16 protein-coding genes are annotated in these 17,435 nt (G+C 66.1%); 13 read left to right on the top strand and 3 right to left on the bottom strand.

Translation table 11 applies throughout. The annotated features are described in order from the left end of the window. Positions 1 to 56 precede the first annotated feature (56 nt). The 10 genes from ACFOM9_RS15210 to ACFOM9_RS15165 all read left to right on the top strand — a co-directional run bounded on the left by ACFOM9_RS15210 (position 57) and on the right by ACFOM9_RS15165 (position 12,890). Positions 57 to 566 (top strand): MerR family transcriptional regulator, encoded by a 510-nt coding sequence (locus tag ACFOM9_RS15210; RefSeq protein WP_386712778.1) that lies wholly within the window; start codon positions 57 to 59, stop codon positions 564 to 566. Next, positions 563 to 871 (top strand): DUF2933 domain-containing protein, encoded by a 309-nt coding sequence (locus ACFOM9_RS15205; protein ID WP_386712775.1) that lies wholly within the window; start codon positions 563 to 565, stop codon positions 869 to 871. The genes ACFOM9_RS15210 and ACFOM9_RS15205 overlap by 4 nt, the downstream gene beginning before the upstream one ends. A gap of 1 nt (position 872) precedes the next feature. Continuing rightward, positions 873 to 1,538, top strand: a complete 666-nt coding sequence (locus ACFOM9_RS15200; protein ID WP_386712772.1) for a methyltransferase family protein — start codon at positions 873 to 875, stop codon at positions 1,536 to 1,538. Between the two features lie 147 nt (positions 1,539 to 1,685). Then, positions 1,686 to 3,071 carry an MBL fold metallo-hydrolase RNA specificity domain-containing protein gene (locus tag ACFOM9_RS15195; protein WP_386712768.1) on the top strand — a complete coding sequence of 462 codons (1,386 nt, stop codon included), beginning with the start codon at positions 1,686 to 1,688 and terminating at the stop codon, positions 3,069 to 3,071. After that, complete coding sequence (locus ACFOM9_RS15190; protein WP_386712764.1) at positions 3,068 to 4,585, top strand: thymidine phosphorylase family protein; 1,518 nt, start codon at positions 3,068 to 3,070, stop codon at positions 4,583 to 4,585. Before ACFOM9_RS15195 ends, ACFOM9_RS15190 begins: the two co-directional genes overlap by 4 nt. Further along, positions 4,582 to 5,496, top strand: a complete 915-nt coding sequence (locus ACFOM9_RS15185) for a ribose-phosphate diphosphokinase (protein ID WP_386712762.1) — start codon at positions 4,582 to 4,584, stop codon at positions 5,494 to 5,496. Before ACFOM9_RS15190 ends, ACFOM9_RS15185 begins: the two co-directional genes overlap by 4 nt. Further along, positions 5,493 to 7,958 (top strand): phosphoketolase family protein, encoded by a 2,466-nt coding sequence (locus tag ACFOM9_RS15180; protein ID WP_386712759.1) that lies wholly within the window; start codon positions 5,493 to 5,495, stop codon positions 7,956 to 7,958. Before ACFOM9_RS15185 ends, ACFOM9_RS15180 begins: the two co-directional genes overlap by 4 nt. 1 nt (position 7,959) lies before the next feature. Beyond that, positions 7,960 to 9,576, top strand: a complete 1,617-nt coding sequence (locus ACFOM9_RS15175; RefSeq protein WP_386712756.1) for an ABC1 kinase family protein — start codon at positions 7,960 to 7,962, stop codon at positions 9,574 to 9,576. A 115-nt stretch (positions 9,577 to 9,691) separates the two neighbouring features. Beyond that, on the top strand, positions 9,692 to 11,767 hold the full coding sequence (locus ACFOM9_RS15170; RefSeq protein WP_386712754.1) for a heavy metal translocating P-type ATPase: 2,076 nt from the start codon (positions 9,692 to 9,694) through the stop codon (positions 11,765 to 11,767). A gap of 19 nt (positions 11,768 to 11,786) precedes the next feature. Then, positions 11,787 to 12,890 (top strand): hypothetical protein, encoded by a 1,104-nt coding sequence (locus ACFOM9_RS15165; RefSeq protein ID WP_386712751.1) that lies wholly within the window; start codon positions 11,787 to 11,789, stop codon positions 12,888 to 12,890. A gap of 238 nt (positions 12,891 to 13,128) precedes the next feature. Here ACFOM9_RS15165 and ACFOM9_RS15160 read toward each other — a convergent pair whose 3' ends face one another. After that, positions 13,129 to 13,371, bottom strand: coding sequence for a MerR family DNA-binding protein (locus ACFOM9_RS15160; protein WP_386712748.1), 243 nt, complete (start codon positions 13,369 to 13,371; stop codon positions 13,129 to 13,131). Further along, a complete protein-coding gene (locus ACFOM9_RS15155) occupies positions 13,293 to 13,535 on the bottom strand; it encodes a MerR family transcriptional regulator (protein ID WP_386712745.1) in 243 nt (80 codons plus the stop codon). The genes ACFOM9_RS15160 and ACFOM9_RS15155 overlap by 79 nt, the downstream gene beginning before the upstream one ends. Here ACFOM9_RS15155 and ACFOM9_RS15150 point away from each other — a divergent pair. Genes ACFOM9_RS15150 through ACFOM9_RS15140 form a run of 3 tightly spaced genes read left to right on the top strand, consistent with a single transcriptional unit; the run spans position 13,497 to position 14,466 of the window. Further along, complete coding sequence (locus ACFOM9_RS15150) at positions 13,497 to 13,949, top strand: mercuric transporter MerT family protein (protein WP_386712742.1); 453 nt, start codon at positions 13,497 to 13,499, stop codon at positions 13,947 to 13,949. The two genes, ACFOM9_RS15155 and ACFOM9_RS15150, sit on opposite strands and share 39 nt — an antisense overlap. Before the next feature lie 9 nt (positions 13,950 to 13,958). After that, positions 13,959 to 14,252 (top strand): heavy-metal-associated domain-containing protein, encoded by a 294-nt coding sequence (locus ACFOM9_RS15145; RefSeq protein ID WP_386712739.1) that lies wholly within the window; start codon positions 13,959 to 13,961, stop codon positions 14,250 to 14,252. Next, positions 14,245 to 14,466: a GDCCVxC domain-containing (seleno)protein gene (locus tag ACFOM9_RS15140; protein ID WP_386712736.1), complete on the top strand. Its 222-nt coding sequence runs from the start codon at positions 14,245 to 14,247 to the stop codon at positions 14,464 to 14,466. Before ACFOM9_RS15145 ends, ACFOM9_RS15140 begins: the two co-directional genes overlap by 8 nt. A gap of 6 nt (positions 14,467 to 14,472) precedes the next feature. On the opposite strand, the gene ACFOM9_RS15135 is transcribed toward ACFOM9_RS15140, so the two are convergent. Then, positions 14,473 to 17,433 (bottom strand): Tn3 family transposase, encoded by a 2,961-nt coding sequence (locus ACFOM9_RS15135; protein WP_386712733.1) that lies wholly within the window; start codon positions 17,431 to 17,433, stop codon positions 14,473 to 14,475. Positions 17,434 to 17,435 lie beyond the last annotated feature (2 nt).

The following is a 17,435-nucleotide window of genomic DNA, read 5'->3' as shown; positions in this document are numbered from 1 at the left end:
GACCTGTGTGCGGGACACAGGTCTAGCCTGATCAGCATCTATCAGGGAGCGCGCCAATGACGGGCAAAGGCGAATCAGCGCCGCCGCTGATGACAGTACGCCAGCTGGCACAGCAGGGCGGCGTCACGGTGCATGTGGTGCGCAACTATCTGCGGCGGGGCCTGCTACAGGCGGCCACCCATACCGAGGGCGGCTACCAGCTGTTCTCAGCCTCGGAGCTCCAGCGCCTGCACTTCATTCGTACGGCGCAGCAGCTCGGCTTCACGCTGGCCGAAATCGAGAAAATCATCCGCCACAGCCTGCAGCGGCATAGTCCCTGCCCGCTTGTGCGGGACATCATCCGGCGCAGGCTCGACGACACCCGCCAACAACTGGACAGGCTGCTGGCCATGCACGAACGGATGGAGCGTGCCATCCACGCTTGGGCCGCGCTGCCGGACTCCATTCCGACGGGCGACGATGTCTGCGCATTGATCGAAGCTGTAGCCGCGGCGGAAGGCGGCAAGTTCGTCAGATCCACCCCGCGACGACTTCTCGGACGCCGCATTCAGGAGAATTTGCCATGACTGCCCCCCGCTCTCCAACTGCGTCGCGGTCCCGACGCTGGGTCTTCTGGATCTTCCTCGCGCTGGCCGTCTTCTATCTGGGCGTCGAGCATCGCGCCCACCTCACCGGAACGCTCCGCTGGTTGCCGCTGGCCATCCTGCTGCTGTGCCCGCTCATGCATGTGTTCATGCACAAGCGACATGGCAGTCATGGCGGCCACGGGCAAGGCAGAAATGCTGATGCCCCTACCGGTGGTAGAGATGACGGCCGTCGCAAGCAGGCACAGACCGGCGAGACATCCGACACCTCGAGCGGAGGGCACTGACATGCATGCACCTGACGCTGGCTACGGACTTTGGCTCCTGGCCGCCATCAACGCCGCGTTCTTCATCTTCTTCGCGTGGAGCTTCTACAAGCCGTTGACCCGGTGGGACTGGCGGGGGTTCGGGATGTTCTCCGCCTTCGTCGTAGCCCTGTTCGCGGAGATGTATGGCTTCCCGTTGACGCTGTACGTGCTGGGCGGCTGGCTCAGCGCCAACTATCCGCAGGTGGACTGGCTCAGCCATGACGCGGGCCATCTGCTGGAGATGTGGTTCGGCTGGCGCGCCAACCCGCATTTCGGCCCATTCCACATCGCGAGTTTCGTCCTGATCGGCGGCGGCTTCTGGCTGCTGTCGGCCGCTTGGCCCGTGCTGTATCGGGCACAGCGTGAGGGCCGGCTCGCCCGGGAGGGCGTGTATGCGCGCATGCGCCACCCGCAGTACGTCGCCTTCGTGCTCGTGCTGACCGGTTTCCTGCTGCAGTGGCCCACGCTGCTCACGCTCGCTAGCTATCCAGTGCTCGTGTGGGCCTATGCCCGCCTGGCACGCCGTGAGGAAAAAGACTGCTTGAGCCGCTTCGGCGACGACTACGTCCGCTACATGCAGGAGGTGCCGGCCTTCATCCCACATCGCCGGCTTGGTCCAGGCGCAACGCAGGGAGAGGCCCAATGAGGCACGCCCACTGCATCGGCGATGGTCAAGGGGGCGCCTCGATTCTCGAGCCGCTCGGCTGGGTGAGGACTACCGGCGCGTCGAGCAACCCATGTCTCCTTTTCCCGTTTTGATGCCGCGGCACTGCCGCAGTCCCCAGGAGCAACCATGAACAACAGAACAAGTCCCACTCTCCAGTTCCTCGGCGCCGCGGGCACCGTCACCGGCTCACGCTACCTGGTCGAGGCAAACGGCCAGCGCGTGCTGGTCGACTGCGGCCTGTTCCAGGGCTACAAGCAACTGCGCGAGCGCAACTGGGCGCCGTTTCCCGTCGAGCCGTCATCGATCGACGCGGTGGTCTTGACCCACGCCCACCTGGACCATTCGGGCTACCTGCCCGCCCTGGTCAAGCAGGGATTCAGCGGACGCATCCATTGCACTCGCGGCAGCGTCGCCCTGTGCGGCCTGCTGCTGCCTGACAGCGGACACCTGCTCGAGGAGCAGGCGAAATACGCCGCGCGCAAGGGCTACTCGAAGCACGCGGAGCCGCGGCCGCTCTATACGGAGGATGACGCCCGCCGCAGCCTGAAGCAGCTCAAGGGGCATGACTACGGTCTCGACATCGAGGTCGCGCCCGGCTTTACGGTCCGCTTCCATCCGGCAGGCCACATCCTGGGCGCCGCCCACGTCAGCATGGACGTCCAGAACCAGCGCCTGCACTTCAGCGGTGACCTGGGGCGGCAGCACGAGTCGCTGATGAATCCGCCGACGCCGCTTCCTGCCTGTGACGTGCTGGTCTGTGAATCGACCTACGGCAACCGGGCCCATGTCGCGATCGATCAGGAGGCCGAGCTCGCGCCGATCATTCGCCGGGTGGCCGCCCGTGGTGGCGTGATCGTCATCCCGGCGTTCGCCGTCGGTCGCGCCCAGGCACTCATGCTTCATATCGCCCGGCTGCGTGAGCGCAATGAGATCCCACGTGTACCGGTCTTTCTCAACAGTCCGATGGCGGTCAACGCCACCGGGCACTACCACGCCCATCACGACGAGCACCATGTCTCGGACGAAGACTGCCAACGGATGTTCGATGTGGCCACTTTCGTCAACACCGTGGAGGAGTCAAAGGCGCTCAACCGACAGCGCGGCCCGATGATCATCATCTCGGCCAGCGGCATGATCACCGGCGGGCGCGTGCTGCACCACATCGAGGCGTTCGGATCAGACGACCGCAACGCAATCCTGCTCGCGGGTTACCAGGCCGGCGGAACACGCGGCGCGGCGCTGGCTGGAGGTGCGCGGACCCTGCGCATGTTCGGCCGCGAGGTCGCCATTCGCGCCGAGGTCGTGCAGTTGCAAGGCTTCTCGGGCCACGCCGATGCCGGCGAGCTCCTGGACTGGATGCGCACTGCGCCTTCCGCGCCGCGCGTGGTGTACCTCACCCACGGCGAGCCCGACGCAGCCGACACGCTGCGCGGGCGGGTGCAGCGTGAACTGGGCTGGCGTGCGCGTGTGCCGGAGCACCTGGAGCGCGTTGAGTTGGAGGATGCGCGGTGACCACGCCGGTCCCAGGCCACACCCGCCTGCGCGTCACCCGTGCCGGCATCGACACCTATCAGCAGCCGGTGGTCTACATGCACCGCGACTGCGAAGTCTGTCGCTCCGAAGGCTTTGCGGCGATGACGCGCGTGAGGCTGGACGTCGGCCCGCGCACGCTGGTGGCGACGCTGAACGTGGTCGTCGACGACAGGCTGGGACTTGACGAGGTGGCGCTGTCGGAGGTCGCGTGGACGCTCCTCGAACCCATGCCGAATGTACTGGCCCGGGTCCGGCACGCGGAACCCGCGGCGTCGGCAGGCGCGCTCCGTGCCAAGGTGTTCGGGGCCCGGCTGGACGACGCGCAGTACCTCGCCCTGGTGCAGGACGTGATGGAAAGCAAGCTGTCGGACCTGGAACTTGCTGCGTTCGTCACGGCCAGCGCTGGCGACCTTCTGGACCAAGCGGAGACGACCGCGCTGACGCGGGCCATGATCGCCGTTGGGCAGCGCCTGGACTGGGGCCAAGGGCCGGTGCTGGACAAACACTGCGTGGGCGGCCTGCCGGGCAATCGCACCACGCCGATCGTGGTGGCCATCGTGGCCGCGCTTGGCTACCGCATTCCGAAGACCTCGTCGCGCGCGATCACGTCGCCGGCGGGCACCGCCGACACGATGGAGGTCATGGCGCCGGTGGCGCTCGATCTGGCGGCGATGCGCCGGGTGGTGGAGCGCGAGGGCGGCTGCATCGTCTGGGGCGGCAACGTGCGCCTGAGCCCGGCTGATGACATCCTGATCCGGGTCCAGCGCCCGCTCGATTTCGACAGCGATGGCCAACTGGTCGCCAGCGTGTTGTCGAAGAAGATCGCCGCTGGTTCAACCCACGTCCTGATCGACATGCCGGTGGGTCCGACCGCCAAGGTGCGTGGCGAGGCCGCGGCCAACAGCCTGGGCACGCGGCTTGAACACACCGCCGCTGCGCTTGGATTGCAGCTGGGGATCCATCGCTCGGACGGCACCCAGCCGGTGGGCCGCGGAATCGGCCCGGCGCTCGAGGCGCACGATGTGCTCAAGGTGCTGCGCAATGCAGCCGATGCACCCGTCGACCTTCGCGAGCGCGCACTGGCGCTGTCCGCGGTGCTGCTCGACATGGCACCGGGCAGCAGCGCCGGCACCGGGCTGCAGCGCGCGCGCAGCGTGCTGGATTCCGGGGCTGCGCTGGCCAAGTTCCTGGCGATCTGCGAGGCCCAGGGAGGCTTCCGCGAACCGCCACGGGCGGCGTTCACCGCCGACGTCCCGGCAACTGCATCGGGCCGCATCGCGGAGATCGACAACCGCAGGCTGGCCAAACTGGCCAAGCTGGCCGGCGCCCCGACATCCCCCACCGCCGGCCTCGAGACCGGTCTGCGGATCGGCGATACGGTCGAGCGGGGACAGCCCATGATGACCCTGCATGCGGAGTCGCCGGGAGAACTGGCCTACGCCCTGGAGCACGCCGCGACGCTGCAACCCTTTGTGCTTGGAGAGGTTCCATGACCCGTGTGCTGATGCCCTTCCCGGCCGATGCAGTGTTGGCCGGCACCATCAACCAGCCCCTGCAGGCGCGCATTGCATCCGTGGCTTGGCGGCACTTCCCAGATGGCGAATCGCTGGTCACCCTGGACGACGCACTGGCCGGAGCCGATGTGGCGCTCCTGGCCAGCCTGCGCAACGCCGATGCCATGGCCCTCCCGCTGCGCTTCGCTGCCCAGACGGCCCGCGAGTTCGGGGCGCGCTCGGTCGGCTTGATCGCACCGTACCTGGGGTACATGCGCCAGGACACTCGTTTCAATCCAGGGGAGGCGGTCAGTACGCCACTGTTCGCGCAGTTCCTCGAAGAGGCCTTCGACTGGCTGGTAACCGTGGACCCGCACCTGCACCGTGTCGAGCGCCTGCAGTCGCTGTACCGGATCCCGACGACCCACGTGTCGGCGACGCCAGCCGTGGCCCGCTGGATCGCAGAGACGGTCCCCGACGCGGTGCTGATCGGACCCGACAGCGAGAGTGAACAATGGGTCGCCGACATTGCGGCCCGGTGCGGCATGCCCTACCAGGTGCTGGCCAAGGAACGGCATGGCGACTACGACGTGCGCGTGAGCCTGCCCGACCCGCAGGCGGTATCCGGCCGGACCCCGGTCCTGATCGACGACATCGTGTCGTCCGGCAACACGATCCTGGAAACCCTCGCACACCTGCGTCGATTGTCGCTGCCACCGCCGTTGCTGGTCGCGATCCATCCGGTGTTCGCCGGCGATGCCTATACCCGTCTGCAGGAAGCGGGCCTGGCCCGCATCGTGAGCACCGACACCATTGCCCACCCGTCCAATGCGATCGCGCTGGGTGCGAACCTCGCCGCCGCGTCATCGAGCCTGATGACCGCTTCGACCGATTCCACGGAGGACCCATGAACCTGCATCTCAACTGCTGCACCGCCGACCAGCTGTCAGCCGCCGAGCGCCAGCGGATCGTTGAAATGGCCGACGCCCATCGGAAGGCCGATCCTGCGTTCGCCCATTGGGCCGCCGGTTACGGCGTGATCCGGCATGACCCGCTCACCCAGCTCCGCGTGCGCCAGATGGTGGCCGAGCTGGTAGCTCTGGGCCGCACGCCCGATGCGGGTACCGCCTGGCAGCGATTCGCCGCGGCCGACCGCGTTACCAGCGCCGGCATGTGGCTGGTGGCGCACATGACCTACAGCCAGCGCGTCCGTACCGACGGTGCGGCCCTCGAGTCTGATGACTTCAAGATCACGCCCGAAGGCCACACCGGCGGGTCCCTCAACATGGTGCCCGCCTATGCCGGCTACCTGCTGATGGACGCCCTGGATGGCGTCACCCGCGCGTGGATGATGGGTCAGGGGCACTGCGTGGCGGCGATCGACGCGCTGAACCTGCTGGTTGGCAACATGACGGCCCGGCACGCCGAACGTTACGACCGCTCCGACGCGGGGCTGAGCCGGTTCGTCGGCGACTTCTACGCCTACACCCTCAATCCGGACGGAACGCCGGCGTCGCCCCTGGGCTCCCACGTCAATGCGCACACCGCCGGGGGCGTGATGGAAGGCGGCTATCTCGGCTTTGCCGAGCTGCAGTACGTGCATGCGCCGCTCAAGGACGAACGCCTGGTGGCATTCCTCAGCGACGGTGCGTTCGAGGAACAGCGTGGCAGCGACTGGGCGCCGCGCTGGTGGCGTGCCGAGGACAGCGGGCTGGTCAGCCCGATCATCATCCTCAACGGGCGGCGCATCGAACAGCGCAGCCAGATCACCCAGCAGGGCGGCGAGCGGTGGCTGGACCGGCACCTGCGATTGAACGGCTTTGACCCGATCGCGCTGGACGGGCGCGATCCGGCCAGCATCGCCTGGGGCATCCATGTGATGGAGTCGCGCCTGCAAGCTGGCGCGGAAGTCCCCGATATCGACGTGCGGTTGCCCTATGGCATCGCCGAAACCGTGAAGGGCTTCGGCTTCCCCGGCGCCGGGACCAACGCCTCGCACAACCTGCCCTTGCCCGGGAATCCGGCGAAGGATGCCGAGGCACGCGCGCTGTTCAATGGAGGCGCCGCGGCGCTGTTTGTGGCCGCGTCCGAGCTCGAGGAGGCCATTGCCGCACTCAACAGCCACGATGACCAGCAGCGGGTTCGCGAGCGCGACCACGCGCTGGCCGATCGCCAGGTGGACCCGCCCCGCATTCCAGCGATTGCCGACCGCGGCGCCGGCGGCGAGAGCTCGCCGATGACCGCGCTCGACGAGCAGTTCGTCGCCATCGCCGAAGCGAACCCCGGACTGCGCGTGCGCGTGGGCAATCCCGACGAGCTGCGCAGCAACAAGCTCGACCGCACCCTGGACGCGATGAAGCACCGGGTGCACGAGCCCGAGCCCGGCGTTGCCGAATCACCGACCGGGGCAGTCATCACCGCGCTCAACGAGGAGGCCGTGGTCTGCGCCGCGCTCGGCAACAAGGGTGGGCTGAACCTGGTGGTCACCTACGAGGCGTTCGCACCGAAGATGCTCGGCGCCGTGCGCCAGGAGTTGATCTTCGCCCGACATCAGGCCCAGGCGGGACGTCCGCCCGGCTGGCTGGGCGTGCCGCTGGTCCTGACTTCCCACACATGGGAGAACGCGAAGAACGAACAGTCCCACCAGGATCCGACCATGGCCGAGGCGCTTCTGGGCGAAATGGCCGACATCTCGCGCGTGGTCTTTCCCCCGGACGCCAACGGCGCAGCCGCGGCACTCGCCCACGCCTATGCGCAGCGCGGTACGGTCACCGCCCTGGTGGTCCCGAAGCGGCCGGTGCCCCATGAGTTGACGCCACAGCAGGCCAGGTCGCTGGCCGAGACCGGAGCGACGTGCCTGGCCGGCGATCCGGCGACGTCGGACATCCTGCTTATCGCCACCGGCGCTTACCAGCTGCAGGAAGTGCGTCGCGCGCAGGCGCGTCTTGTCGAGCGCGGTGTGTCGGCGGCGATCCTGTACCTCGGCGAGCCTGGCCGGTTCCGCACGCCACGCGACTCGGATGAGGCGCGATACGTGCATCCCGACAGCAACGTCCATCCGCTGTTCCCGGTCGACAGGCCGCGCGTCTTCGTCACGCATACCCGTCCGGAGCCCTTCCTCGGCGCGCTGCGCCGCATCGACACCGGGCCGGCGACGACCGCGGCGCTGGGTTTCGTCAACCGCGGCGGTACGCTGGACGTGCCGGGACTGCTGTTCGCCAACCGCAGCACTTGGGCGCACGTGGTCGATGCGGCCGCGGGCGTCCTCGGCCAGTCCCGGGGCAGCCTGTTGTCGGAAGCGGAGCTGGCGGCGGTGGATGGTCGGGGCGATCCGGCCACTATCCTGCGTCCTGCAAGTGGGTCGACGCCATGAGTTGGCCAACCGGGACCTCGCGCTGATGGCGGGCACAGTGCGGCGCGGAGGCCAGATTGCCTGGGCGGGACTCAAGCTCGGCGTCGCCGTGCTGCGCCTGCGCCGACGTGCACCCGACCTGCTTCCGGCATACGTCAGCACCACCCTGGTGGGGTTGGGCACCACCTTCGTCAAGCTGGGCCAAGGCTTGAGCCTGCGCTGGGACCTGCTGCCGGTGCCCTATCGCGAGGCGCTGTCGCGGTTGCACAGCGACGTGCCGGCGTTTCCTGCAGACCAGGCCAGGCGCATGGTCGAACAGGCGTTCGGCGCACCGGTCGGAGAACTCTTCGCCAGCTTCGATGACAAGCCGCTGGCCGCGGCGTCCGTAGCCCAGATCCATCCGGCACGTATGCATGATGGTCGCGACGTGGTCGTCAAGATCACCCGCCCCGGGATCCATGCCCAGGTGCAGGCCGACCTGCGGCTACTGCGGCGCACAATGCGCGTCGCCCAGTGGCTCTGGCCACCACTCAAGCGATACCGCCCGCTCGAGCTCGTGGACGAACTGGGCGCATTCCTGCGCGACGAGGTCGACATGCGTCACGAGGCGCAGAACATGCGACGCATGGCCCGGGTGCTTGATTCCTTGCCCGGCATCACCCAGCCCCACGTCGTCGAGCCCTATGCCACCCGCGACGTGCTGGTCCAGGATCGAAGCCACGGCACCCGCCTGGAAGCCGCCTACGGGACAGCGGCCGCTCCCGCGCTGGCAAGGGCGCTGCTCGATGCCTACGTGCGTCAACTCTTCGGCGCCGGCGTCTTCCATGCCGACCCGCATCCTGGAAACCTGTTCTTCTTCGACGACGGTCGCCTGTGCTTGCATGACTTCGGCTCGATCGGCGTGCTCGACCCTGCATCCCGGCTCGCGCTCGGCGGCCTGGTCGAGGCCATCGCGGCCGACGATGCCGACGGCGTGCTGGATGCAGCGATTGCCATGGGCTTCTTCCCGCCGCAGGTCGAGCGACGCTCGCACGTGCGCGAGATCCACCTGATCCTGGCCGAGATGGCCAGCCGCCCGCTGGCGGAGTGGTCCATTGCCGAGGCGATCTGGCGCGTGGCACGCATTGGGCAGGGCGCGGGTTTCCGGCTTCCGGCCCATCTGCTGTCCCTGATCCGGACGCTGTTCCTGGTCGAGAACACGCTGCGGGCACTGGATCCGGATCTGGACCTGCTGGGGACGCTGTCGGCACAGGCGGCCGAGATCGCCGACATCGCCGATGCCAGCCGCGCCGGCGGCAACAGGCCCCTCGCCATGCGGCTGGCCCGCACTGCGCGCCAGCTGCCACAGATCGCCACCGACCTGTTGCGGCAGGCGCAGCTGAGCGACGGACGGCCCGCCTTTTCCGTACACCACCACGGTTTGAGCTCCACGCAGGAGGCACTCGCGCGCACCGGCAACCGGCTTGCGCTGGCACTGGTCACCCTGGGTCTCTACGTGAGCGGGGCGCTGTTGAGCCTGCACTCCGAAGGCCCGCAAGTGTTCGGCCACCTGCCTTTCCTGGCGGTCCTGGCCTTCGCCGCAGCGGGGTTGCTCTCGCTGCGGCTGGTCACGGCCATCGCCAGATCGGGGCACCTGTGAGCAGCCTTAGCAACGGACATCGGGAATGGCCGACCTCCCGGAAGCCTGCTGTAGAACCACTGATCTATCTCCCCGCTGATGCTCAATGCATCAGTGCATCCAGGAAGGCGGACCCATGACGCAACACAACCATCATCATCAAGATCATCAGGCGCATGGCGAGCAACCGCCGCATTCCCGCAGAGGTGGTGATGGCGACGGCCATGCCGGGCACGACAAACATGCTGGCCACAGCGTGGCGGGCTTCCGCGACAAGTTCTGGCTCACGCTGCTGCTGACCATCCCCACCCTGATCTGGAGCGGGATGATCCAGCATTGGTTCGACTACACCGCCCCACAGTTCCCGGGGTCGGTGTACATCCCGGCGGTGTTCGGCACGATCGTGTACTTCTACGGCGGCTGGCCGTTCCTCCACGGCGGATACCACGAGCTGAGAAATCGCCTGCCGGGAATGATGACGCTGATCTCGCTTGCGATCACCGTCGCCTTCCTCTACAGCGCGTTGGTCACGCTCGGCGTGGTCGAGGGATTGGACCTGTGGTGGGAGCTGGCGACGTTGGTGGCGATCATGTTGCTCGGCCACTGGATCGAGATGCGTTCGATCAACCAGGCACAGGGCGCCCTCAAGGAGCTGGCGAAGCTTCTGCCTGACATGGCGGTGCGGTTGGATGAGGCCGGCGGCACGAAGGAAGTCCCTGTCGCAGACCTGAAACTCGGTGACCTGCTGCTCATCCGGCCCGGCGCGAGCATTCCCGCCGACGGCGTAGTGAAGGAAGGGACCAGCGCCGTCAACGAAGCGATGATCACCGGTGAGTCGAAGCCGATGGACAAGTCGACGGGTGACCGGGTGATCGCCGGCACCGTCAACGGACAGGGCTCGCTGCGTATCGAGGTGACGGGAACCGGCGACGAGACCGCGCTCGCGGGCATCATGCGGCTCGTCGAGCAGGCGCAAACGTCGCGCTCGCGCGCCCAGGCTCTGGCGGACCGGGCGGCGTTTTACCTCACGATCATCGCCATCGTCTCCGCCGCCATCACCGCCATCGTCTGGCCACTCCTCGGTCGACCGTGGAGCTTCACGATCGAGCGCGTCGTGACCGTGCTCGTGATCGCCTGCCCCCATGCGCTGGGTCTGGCCATCCCACTGGTGACAGCCATCTCGACCACGATTGGCGCGAGGAACGGCCTGCTCGTGCGCGATAGACGCGGCCTCGAAGAAGCCCGTCTGCTGAACACAGTCGTGTTCGACAAGACAGGAACGCTCACCCTCGGCTCGCATCGCGTCGTGAAGACCACTGCCGCCGATGGATTCACTGACGACGAGGTGCTTCGCGTGGCTGCGTCCGTCCAGCGCGATGCCGAACATCCGATCGCGCAGGCACTGATGACCAGTGCAAAGGAACATGGCATCGACGTTCCGATGTCCCAGGACTTCGAGTCCATGCCGGGTCGCGGCGTACGCGCAGTCGTCGAGGAGCGTTCACTTCACGTTGGCGGACCGGGGCTCTTGAGGATGCTCGCCGTCGAACCGCCGGAAACGCTGCGGCGGGCCGCCGAAGCCGCGGCGGCCGATGGCCAGTCTGCAACCTACCTGGTGGAAGGTGACAAGGTGCTCGCCGTGTTTGCCATCGCTGATGCCATCCGTCCCGAGTCCTTCGATGCGGTCAAGCGCCTGCACGCCAGCGGACTGGAGGTTGTCCTGCTGACCGGTGACTCCACGGCGGTCGCAAACGCGGTTGCAAAGGAACTCGACATCGATACCGTCTTCGCCGAGGTATTGCCCGAGGACAAGGTGGCGAAGATCGAGGAATTGCAGGCGCAGGGCAAGCGCGTCGCCATGGTGGGTGACGGCGTCAATGACGCCCCGGCGCTGCTCACGTCCGACGTCGGCATCGCCATCGGCACAGGGACCGACGTCGCGGTCGAGGCCGGCGACGTCGTACTTGTGCGCAGCGACCCGCGTGACGTGCCGGCGATCATTGCATTGAGCAAGGCGACCTATCGCAAGATGATCCAGAACCTGTGGTGGGCCGCCGGCTACAACATCGTCGCCATCCCCCTGGCCGCGGGGGTTCTCGCCTCGTGGGGGATTCTGCTGCAACCTGCGCTCGGGGCGGTTCTCATGTCGCTGAGCACCATCGTTGTGGCGATCAATGCGCAGCTGTTGCGCCGGGCGGTGCGGTCCACATGAACATGGTTTGGGGACACCTGTGACCACGCGCCGGCTTCTGGCACTCAACGTTGGCTCGTCCACCCTCAAGGGGGCGTCCTATCTCTTGAACTCTGACGGACCAGGCGCGCAGCCTCGCGTCGTCGAGCGCTCCCGGGCCGAGATTGCTATCGGCGTGGATGCGCAGGAGCGCCTTGCCACCCTGCTCGAAATCTTGTCGGAACCGGCGACCGGCCCCGAAGTGGTGGTGCATCGGATCGTCCATGGCGGTGACCTGCGCGGCGCCCGTGAACTCGACGAAAACGTGCTCGCAAAACTGGATGCATTGGTGCCGTTCGCACCCTTGCACCAACCTGTAGCCCTCGCCTTCGCGCGTGCTGCACGCCTGCGGTGGCCGCAAGCCCGCCAGGGCGGGGCCTTCGACACCGACTTCCATGCGTCACTCGCACCCTGGAGCCGGCGCCTGCCCATCCCCGAAGCATGGGATGCTCTCGGCATCCGCCGCTACGGTTTCCACGGACTCGCCTTCGCCTCCGCGCTGCGAATCGTGGCCCGCCACGATGCCGGAATCCTGAAGAGCCGCGCCGTCTTCGCACATCTGGGGGGTGGCTGCAGCGTCTGCGCCGTCGAGGACGGCCGGAGCCGCGACACCACCATGGCGCTCACTCCGCTAGGTGGAATCCCGAGCCCTACCCGCTCCGGGGATCTTGATCCCGGTGCGTTGCTGTACCTGCTCCGGCAAGAACGTCTGGATGCGCAGGCGCTTGAAAACGGCCTGTCCCGCACTGCAGGCCTTGCCGGCATCGCCGGCCACGGCGACATGCGCGTGCTGCTCGCCGATCCTCGCCCGCAGGCCCAGCTTGCCGTGGAGCTGTTTGCAGTCCGGATTGCACAGTCGATCGCGGCCATGGCCACGGGAATCGGCGGACTCGACCATGTCGTCTTTTCCGGCGGCATCGGCCATCGCGCGCCGGGTCTGCGGGCTCGCATCGTCGCGCGCTTGGGCTGGCTCGGCTTGGCGCTGGCTCCTGTCGACAACGACGCTGGAGCCGTAAGGATCCAGGGAGGGATCGGCCCGGCCATATGGAACGTCGCGATCGATGAGGAGCGCGAACTGGCTGAATCCGCGCTGGCCTGGCTCTAGTCGCCGGGCACAACCCCAGAGCCTGCTCCGGCGACGATCACTCGCCGATCAGTGGCGTCGTGAGCACCGCTGCGAATCCACCACCGGGGGTGCGCATGTTCGTTGTCTGGCCTTGGTACAACCTGGCCGCGAACAGCAGCACACCCGCCTCGGTCGCGAAGCAGCGCACATCGGGGTTCAGCCGAGATACGTGTAAAAATGCCCCACAAACCTAAAATAGTTCTTTCAATGCAATAACTTAGCCGACATTTTTCTTCTTCGCCGGCAGCGCTAGAAGATCGAGCGTCGGGCACGGAGCGCCTGTCGCCGCATGGCGACATTCATCCACCAAATGCTCAAGGTCGGCTTCCAATTGTCGTAGGTCATCCAGTCGCCGCCGTATCTCGGCCAATTTCAGTTCAGTCAGGTGGCGAGTCTGTTCGCAGGCGCGCTGACCTTTGACCGCCAGCAGCCCCGTAATCTCGTCGAGACTGAACCCCATCGCCTGTGCCCGGGGACGAACTGAAGCCGGCCGACATCGTCTGGACCGTATCGCCGCACGCTGCCCATGGGGCGCTTAGGCTCTGGCAACAGACCTCGCCGCTGGTAGTAGCGGACTGTTTCCACATGAACGCCGGCGGCTGCAGCCAGCCGGCTGATCGTCATTGCGCCAGCAGCCATCCACTTGACTCCGTACTTAGGTACGGAGATTACCATGCGGGTATGGCCCTACGCCCCGCGCAGTCCTCCCTCCCTGCCCTCATAGGCGCTGCCGCCGCGGCTATTGGCGCGTCCGTGTGCTGTGTTGTGCCCTTGGTGCTCGTCCTGATGGGTATCAGCGGCGCCTGGATCTCCAATCTCACAGCACTGGAGGCTTGGCGCCCATGGTTCAGCGCGGCCACGTTGGTGTGCCTGGGCTGGGCGTTCTGGAGGCTCTATGGTCCAACCCGACGCTGCCACATCGATGGCCTTTGCGTCGATCCCACGCGATTGCAACGCCAGCGGTGCTGGCTGTGGTTCGCCACTGGCCTGATCGTTCTGCTGCTGCTCTTCCCTTACTACATCGGCTGGTTCCTGTAGGAGTCCCACATGCACAAGATCCTTCTCAGTCTGGTACTCACGGCATGGATGGGCCTGGCTTGGGCGGCTACTCCCAAGCAGGTAGTCCTGCGGGTGGAGAACATGACTTGTCCAGCGTGCAACATCACGATCGAAAAGGCGTTGGACGCGGTACCGGGTGTGACGACGAAGCGTATTGATGCCAAAGCCGCCACCGTGTCGGTGGGGTTCGATGCCGAGCGCACCAACGTGGCTGCTATCGCGAAAGCCATCACCGACGCCGGTTTTCCGGCCACGGCCAAGGTGAGCGCGAACGGTGGCTAAGACGCGGCTGCAAAGTACGCTTACGTGCCCTGCATGCGGGCACCAGGCGACCGAAACCATGCCCACCACGGCGTGCCAGTTCTTCTATGAGTGCTCCGCCTGCCACACGCTCCTGCACCCGAAAACAGGCGATTGCTGTGTGTTTTGCTCCTTCGGCACGGTGCCGTGCCCGCCTATCCAGCAGCACAGTTCCTGCTGCGGCCATACAGGCTGAATCCCGCTAAGCAATCAGGGCCAACTCGATTTCGTACGGTTCCGGAAGATCGTCCACGTCGATCAGGTAATCGCCGAAGCGCTTCACGTGACTGGTCACGTAGGGGCTGAGCGTAGCCACGTCCTCCTGGGTGATCTTCCAGCCAGCCCGTATGAGCGTCTTGATGATGCGGGTTTGTTCGACCACGTTATGGAAGATGACGGCGTTGGCGACCAGGTCGTTGTACTTGACTGCCTTCTCCTGCTCGAGCGGATCGTTATCGGCGATCACGCCCTCTCCGCCGAAGAAGAAATACTTGGAGAATCCGTTATAGGCCTCGACCTTGTTCGTGGAGGCGGTGATCTGCTCGCGCAGCTCGCGGTCGGAAATGTATTGCAGAAGGAACAACGTGCGTACCGCGGCACCCAGAGCCCGAAAGGTCTGGTACAGCCGATTCTTGCGGCTGTAGTTGCCCAGCTTGCGCAGCAGTGTCGACGCCGCGATCTTGCCGGACTTGATCGACAGCACCACCTGCATCAGATCCTTCCAGTGGGTCTCGATCAAATCCCAGTCCACGTCTTCCCGGAAGAGCGCGTCGATGTGCTCGTAGCGGCTGTCCTGCTCCGGACGGAAGAACCGGTAGTCGCGCCAATTGCGGATACGCGGCATCAGCTGGATGCCCAGTAGATGCGACAGCCCAAACACCGGCAACGATTGGCCCTGGGTATCGGCGTGGACGGTGTCAGGTTGGATATCAGAGGTGTTCTTCAACAGCCCGTCGATGATGTACACCGCTTCCCACACACCGCATGGGATGAAATGACTGAAGAGCGCCACGTAGGTATCGGATACGTGGTGATAGGCAATGCCGCCGTAGCCGCCATAACGGATGTGGTACGACGCGAGCAGATTCTGGTCGTACAGGTCGTACTTGGTACCGTCGGCCGCGGCACGTTTCCCGTCACCCCAGAGTTTGGGGAGCTGCAGGCCGGCATAGCTGTTGATGATGTCGCGACAGGCCGCTGCCAGCTTGTTCGCATCGACGTGCCGGCGATTGACGAACGACAGCATGTGCGCGGAAGCGGTGCCACGCAGGTGCCGTGCGGCTTGGGCCGGGCCGAGGTTGCAGCCATAGGTGAACGCCGTCAGCACGTAGCGCTCGGTCGGCTGGTCGATCTTGGTGTCGGATCCCGACAGCGGTCCGAAATGCCGCGGCCAACTGGTCCAGTGGGCCACGTCGCACAGGATCTCGATGACGCTGCGCTCACGCAGGCGGTCGAGGATCGCGGTTTCCAAGGCGCGAGCACCGCGGCTCATGTCCTTGGCCTTGTGGCGCTTGAGCACCGGCAACCCGTCGTCGCCGATGATCACCTGGCCGTTCTCCAGATAACCCTGGTCGGTCAGGTCTGCGACCTGCATCAGCTTGCTCTGCAGCGCATTGACGAATCCCACCGCAGAGGCCGGCAAGCCCACTTGGCGACAGTAGTCGTCCAGCAGCGGCTCGCACTGCTCCCAAGGTAGCAACTGCTGGCGGTAGTCGGCGTAGGTTTCCGAGCCGCGTACAGCCACGTCGCCGGATTTCAGTTCGTTGGCCAGCGAGGAGAACACGCACACCTCGAACAGGCGGCGATGGATGCGTTCCTCTCCCTGTTCGGTGCGGCGGGTAATGGTCTTTCGCCAGAGATGGGTCGTGAACGCCAGATCGACCGGTTCATCGAGCCAATCGCCGCGGGCACGCTCCTGCGACAGGATCAGCTCGATGGCATCCATCAACGAACGGTCTTCGGTGGTGGATTCCAAGTCTAGCCTGCGCACCATGCGCAGGATGGTGGCGCGGTGGCTCTTATAGAATGGCCACAGCAACGGCAGATGGTTGTCACCGCTGTGGGCGGCGATGGCCTCGCAATCGGCCTGCAGGGTCTGGGCGCCCCCGCGCGTGTGGACCAAGCGGCGGATTTCCCGTCCCGCGTCGGTGTCGCCAGGATGGCGATCGAGCACCTGGATCACATCCGACATCGTGGCCACGATGGCCTCGGTCTTCTCGCGGTAGCGCGCATGCAGCCGCTCCAGTTCCTCTTTACCGCGGTTGTGGATGTTGCCCATGCGTTTGATGAACATTTCCGCCAAGTCATCGCGGGTTTGCACGCGGGCGCGGTGGATCAGGCACAGTAGTAGCGCGTGTCGCTTGGCCGGGCCGAAATCGCGCAGTTCGGCGGCGTCCAGCGCCCGGGCCTCGGCAGCAAAGTGCTTACGTTTGAGTTCTGGCACCTCGGCCAGATGTTGCTCGTCACCTACCAGCTCGCCTAACTGGGCGATATGATCGATCAGTTCCTGGAAGTGCTGCAGCGACGAGCGCTTGGGCAAGCGCTTGATGGCCTGCAGCTGGCTCTTGGTGCGAACGTCGGTGACGACCAGAAGATCGTCCAGCCGTTGCTTCTCGTCCACCGTCAGACGGGCGTCGATGAGGGCGAAGTAACGACTGTTGACCAGGGTCCGAATCCGTCGCGCCAAACGATCCAGCGCAGAGAACGCGGGGAGCTCGATGCGGTCGCGCACGAGCTGCCCGATCGCCACGTTGATCAGATCGGCCGGATTGTCCATGACGGCCGCGGCTTCGTGGATGGCGCGTGCCGCCACGTCCAGGCCACCATCGGCATAGGCGCGAACCTGCAGATAGGTCCGGATGCGCTGGAAATAGCGGTAGCGCTTGTTCGGCGCGATGTCGGCGGGCTTGACCTGGACCCGGTACCGCAAGGCATTGCGAAGGTGCCGGACGACCGCGGCGGGCACTTCATCAATTGCCGGGAAGTAGCCCAGTCGCTGGAAGGATTTGAGCAGGACGGCCAAGGTCAACCGATGGCCGGGTTGCCGGGCGCTATCGGTGATGAAAGCCAATTCGGCGTCGGTCGGCGTGTAGGCCGTGACCAGTTCCCGGACGACCGGGTTGCGCTTGAATTGTGGGTACGCGGTCCGCTCGATCGACGCCATGC

It is taken from the genome of Luteimonas notoginsengisoli, assembly GCF_042648885.1.
Taxonomy (GTDB): Bacteria; Pseudomonadota; Gammaproteobacteria; order Xanthomonadales; family Xanthomonadaceae; genus Luteimonas; species Luteimonas notoginsengisoli.
This window is presented reverse-complemented; position numbering and strand designations above follow the sequence as displayed.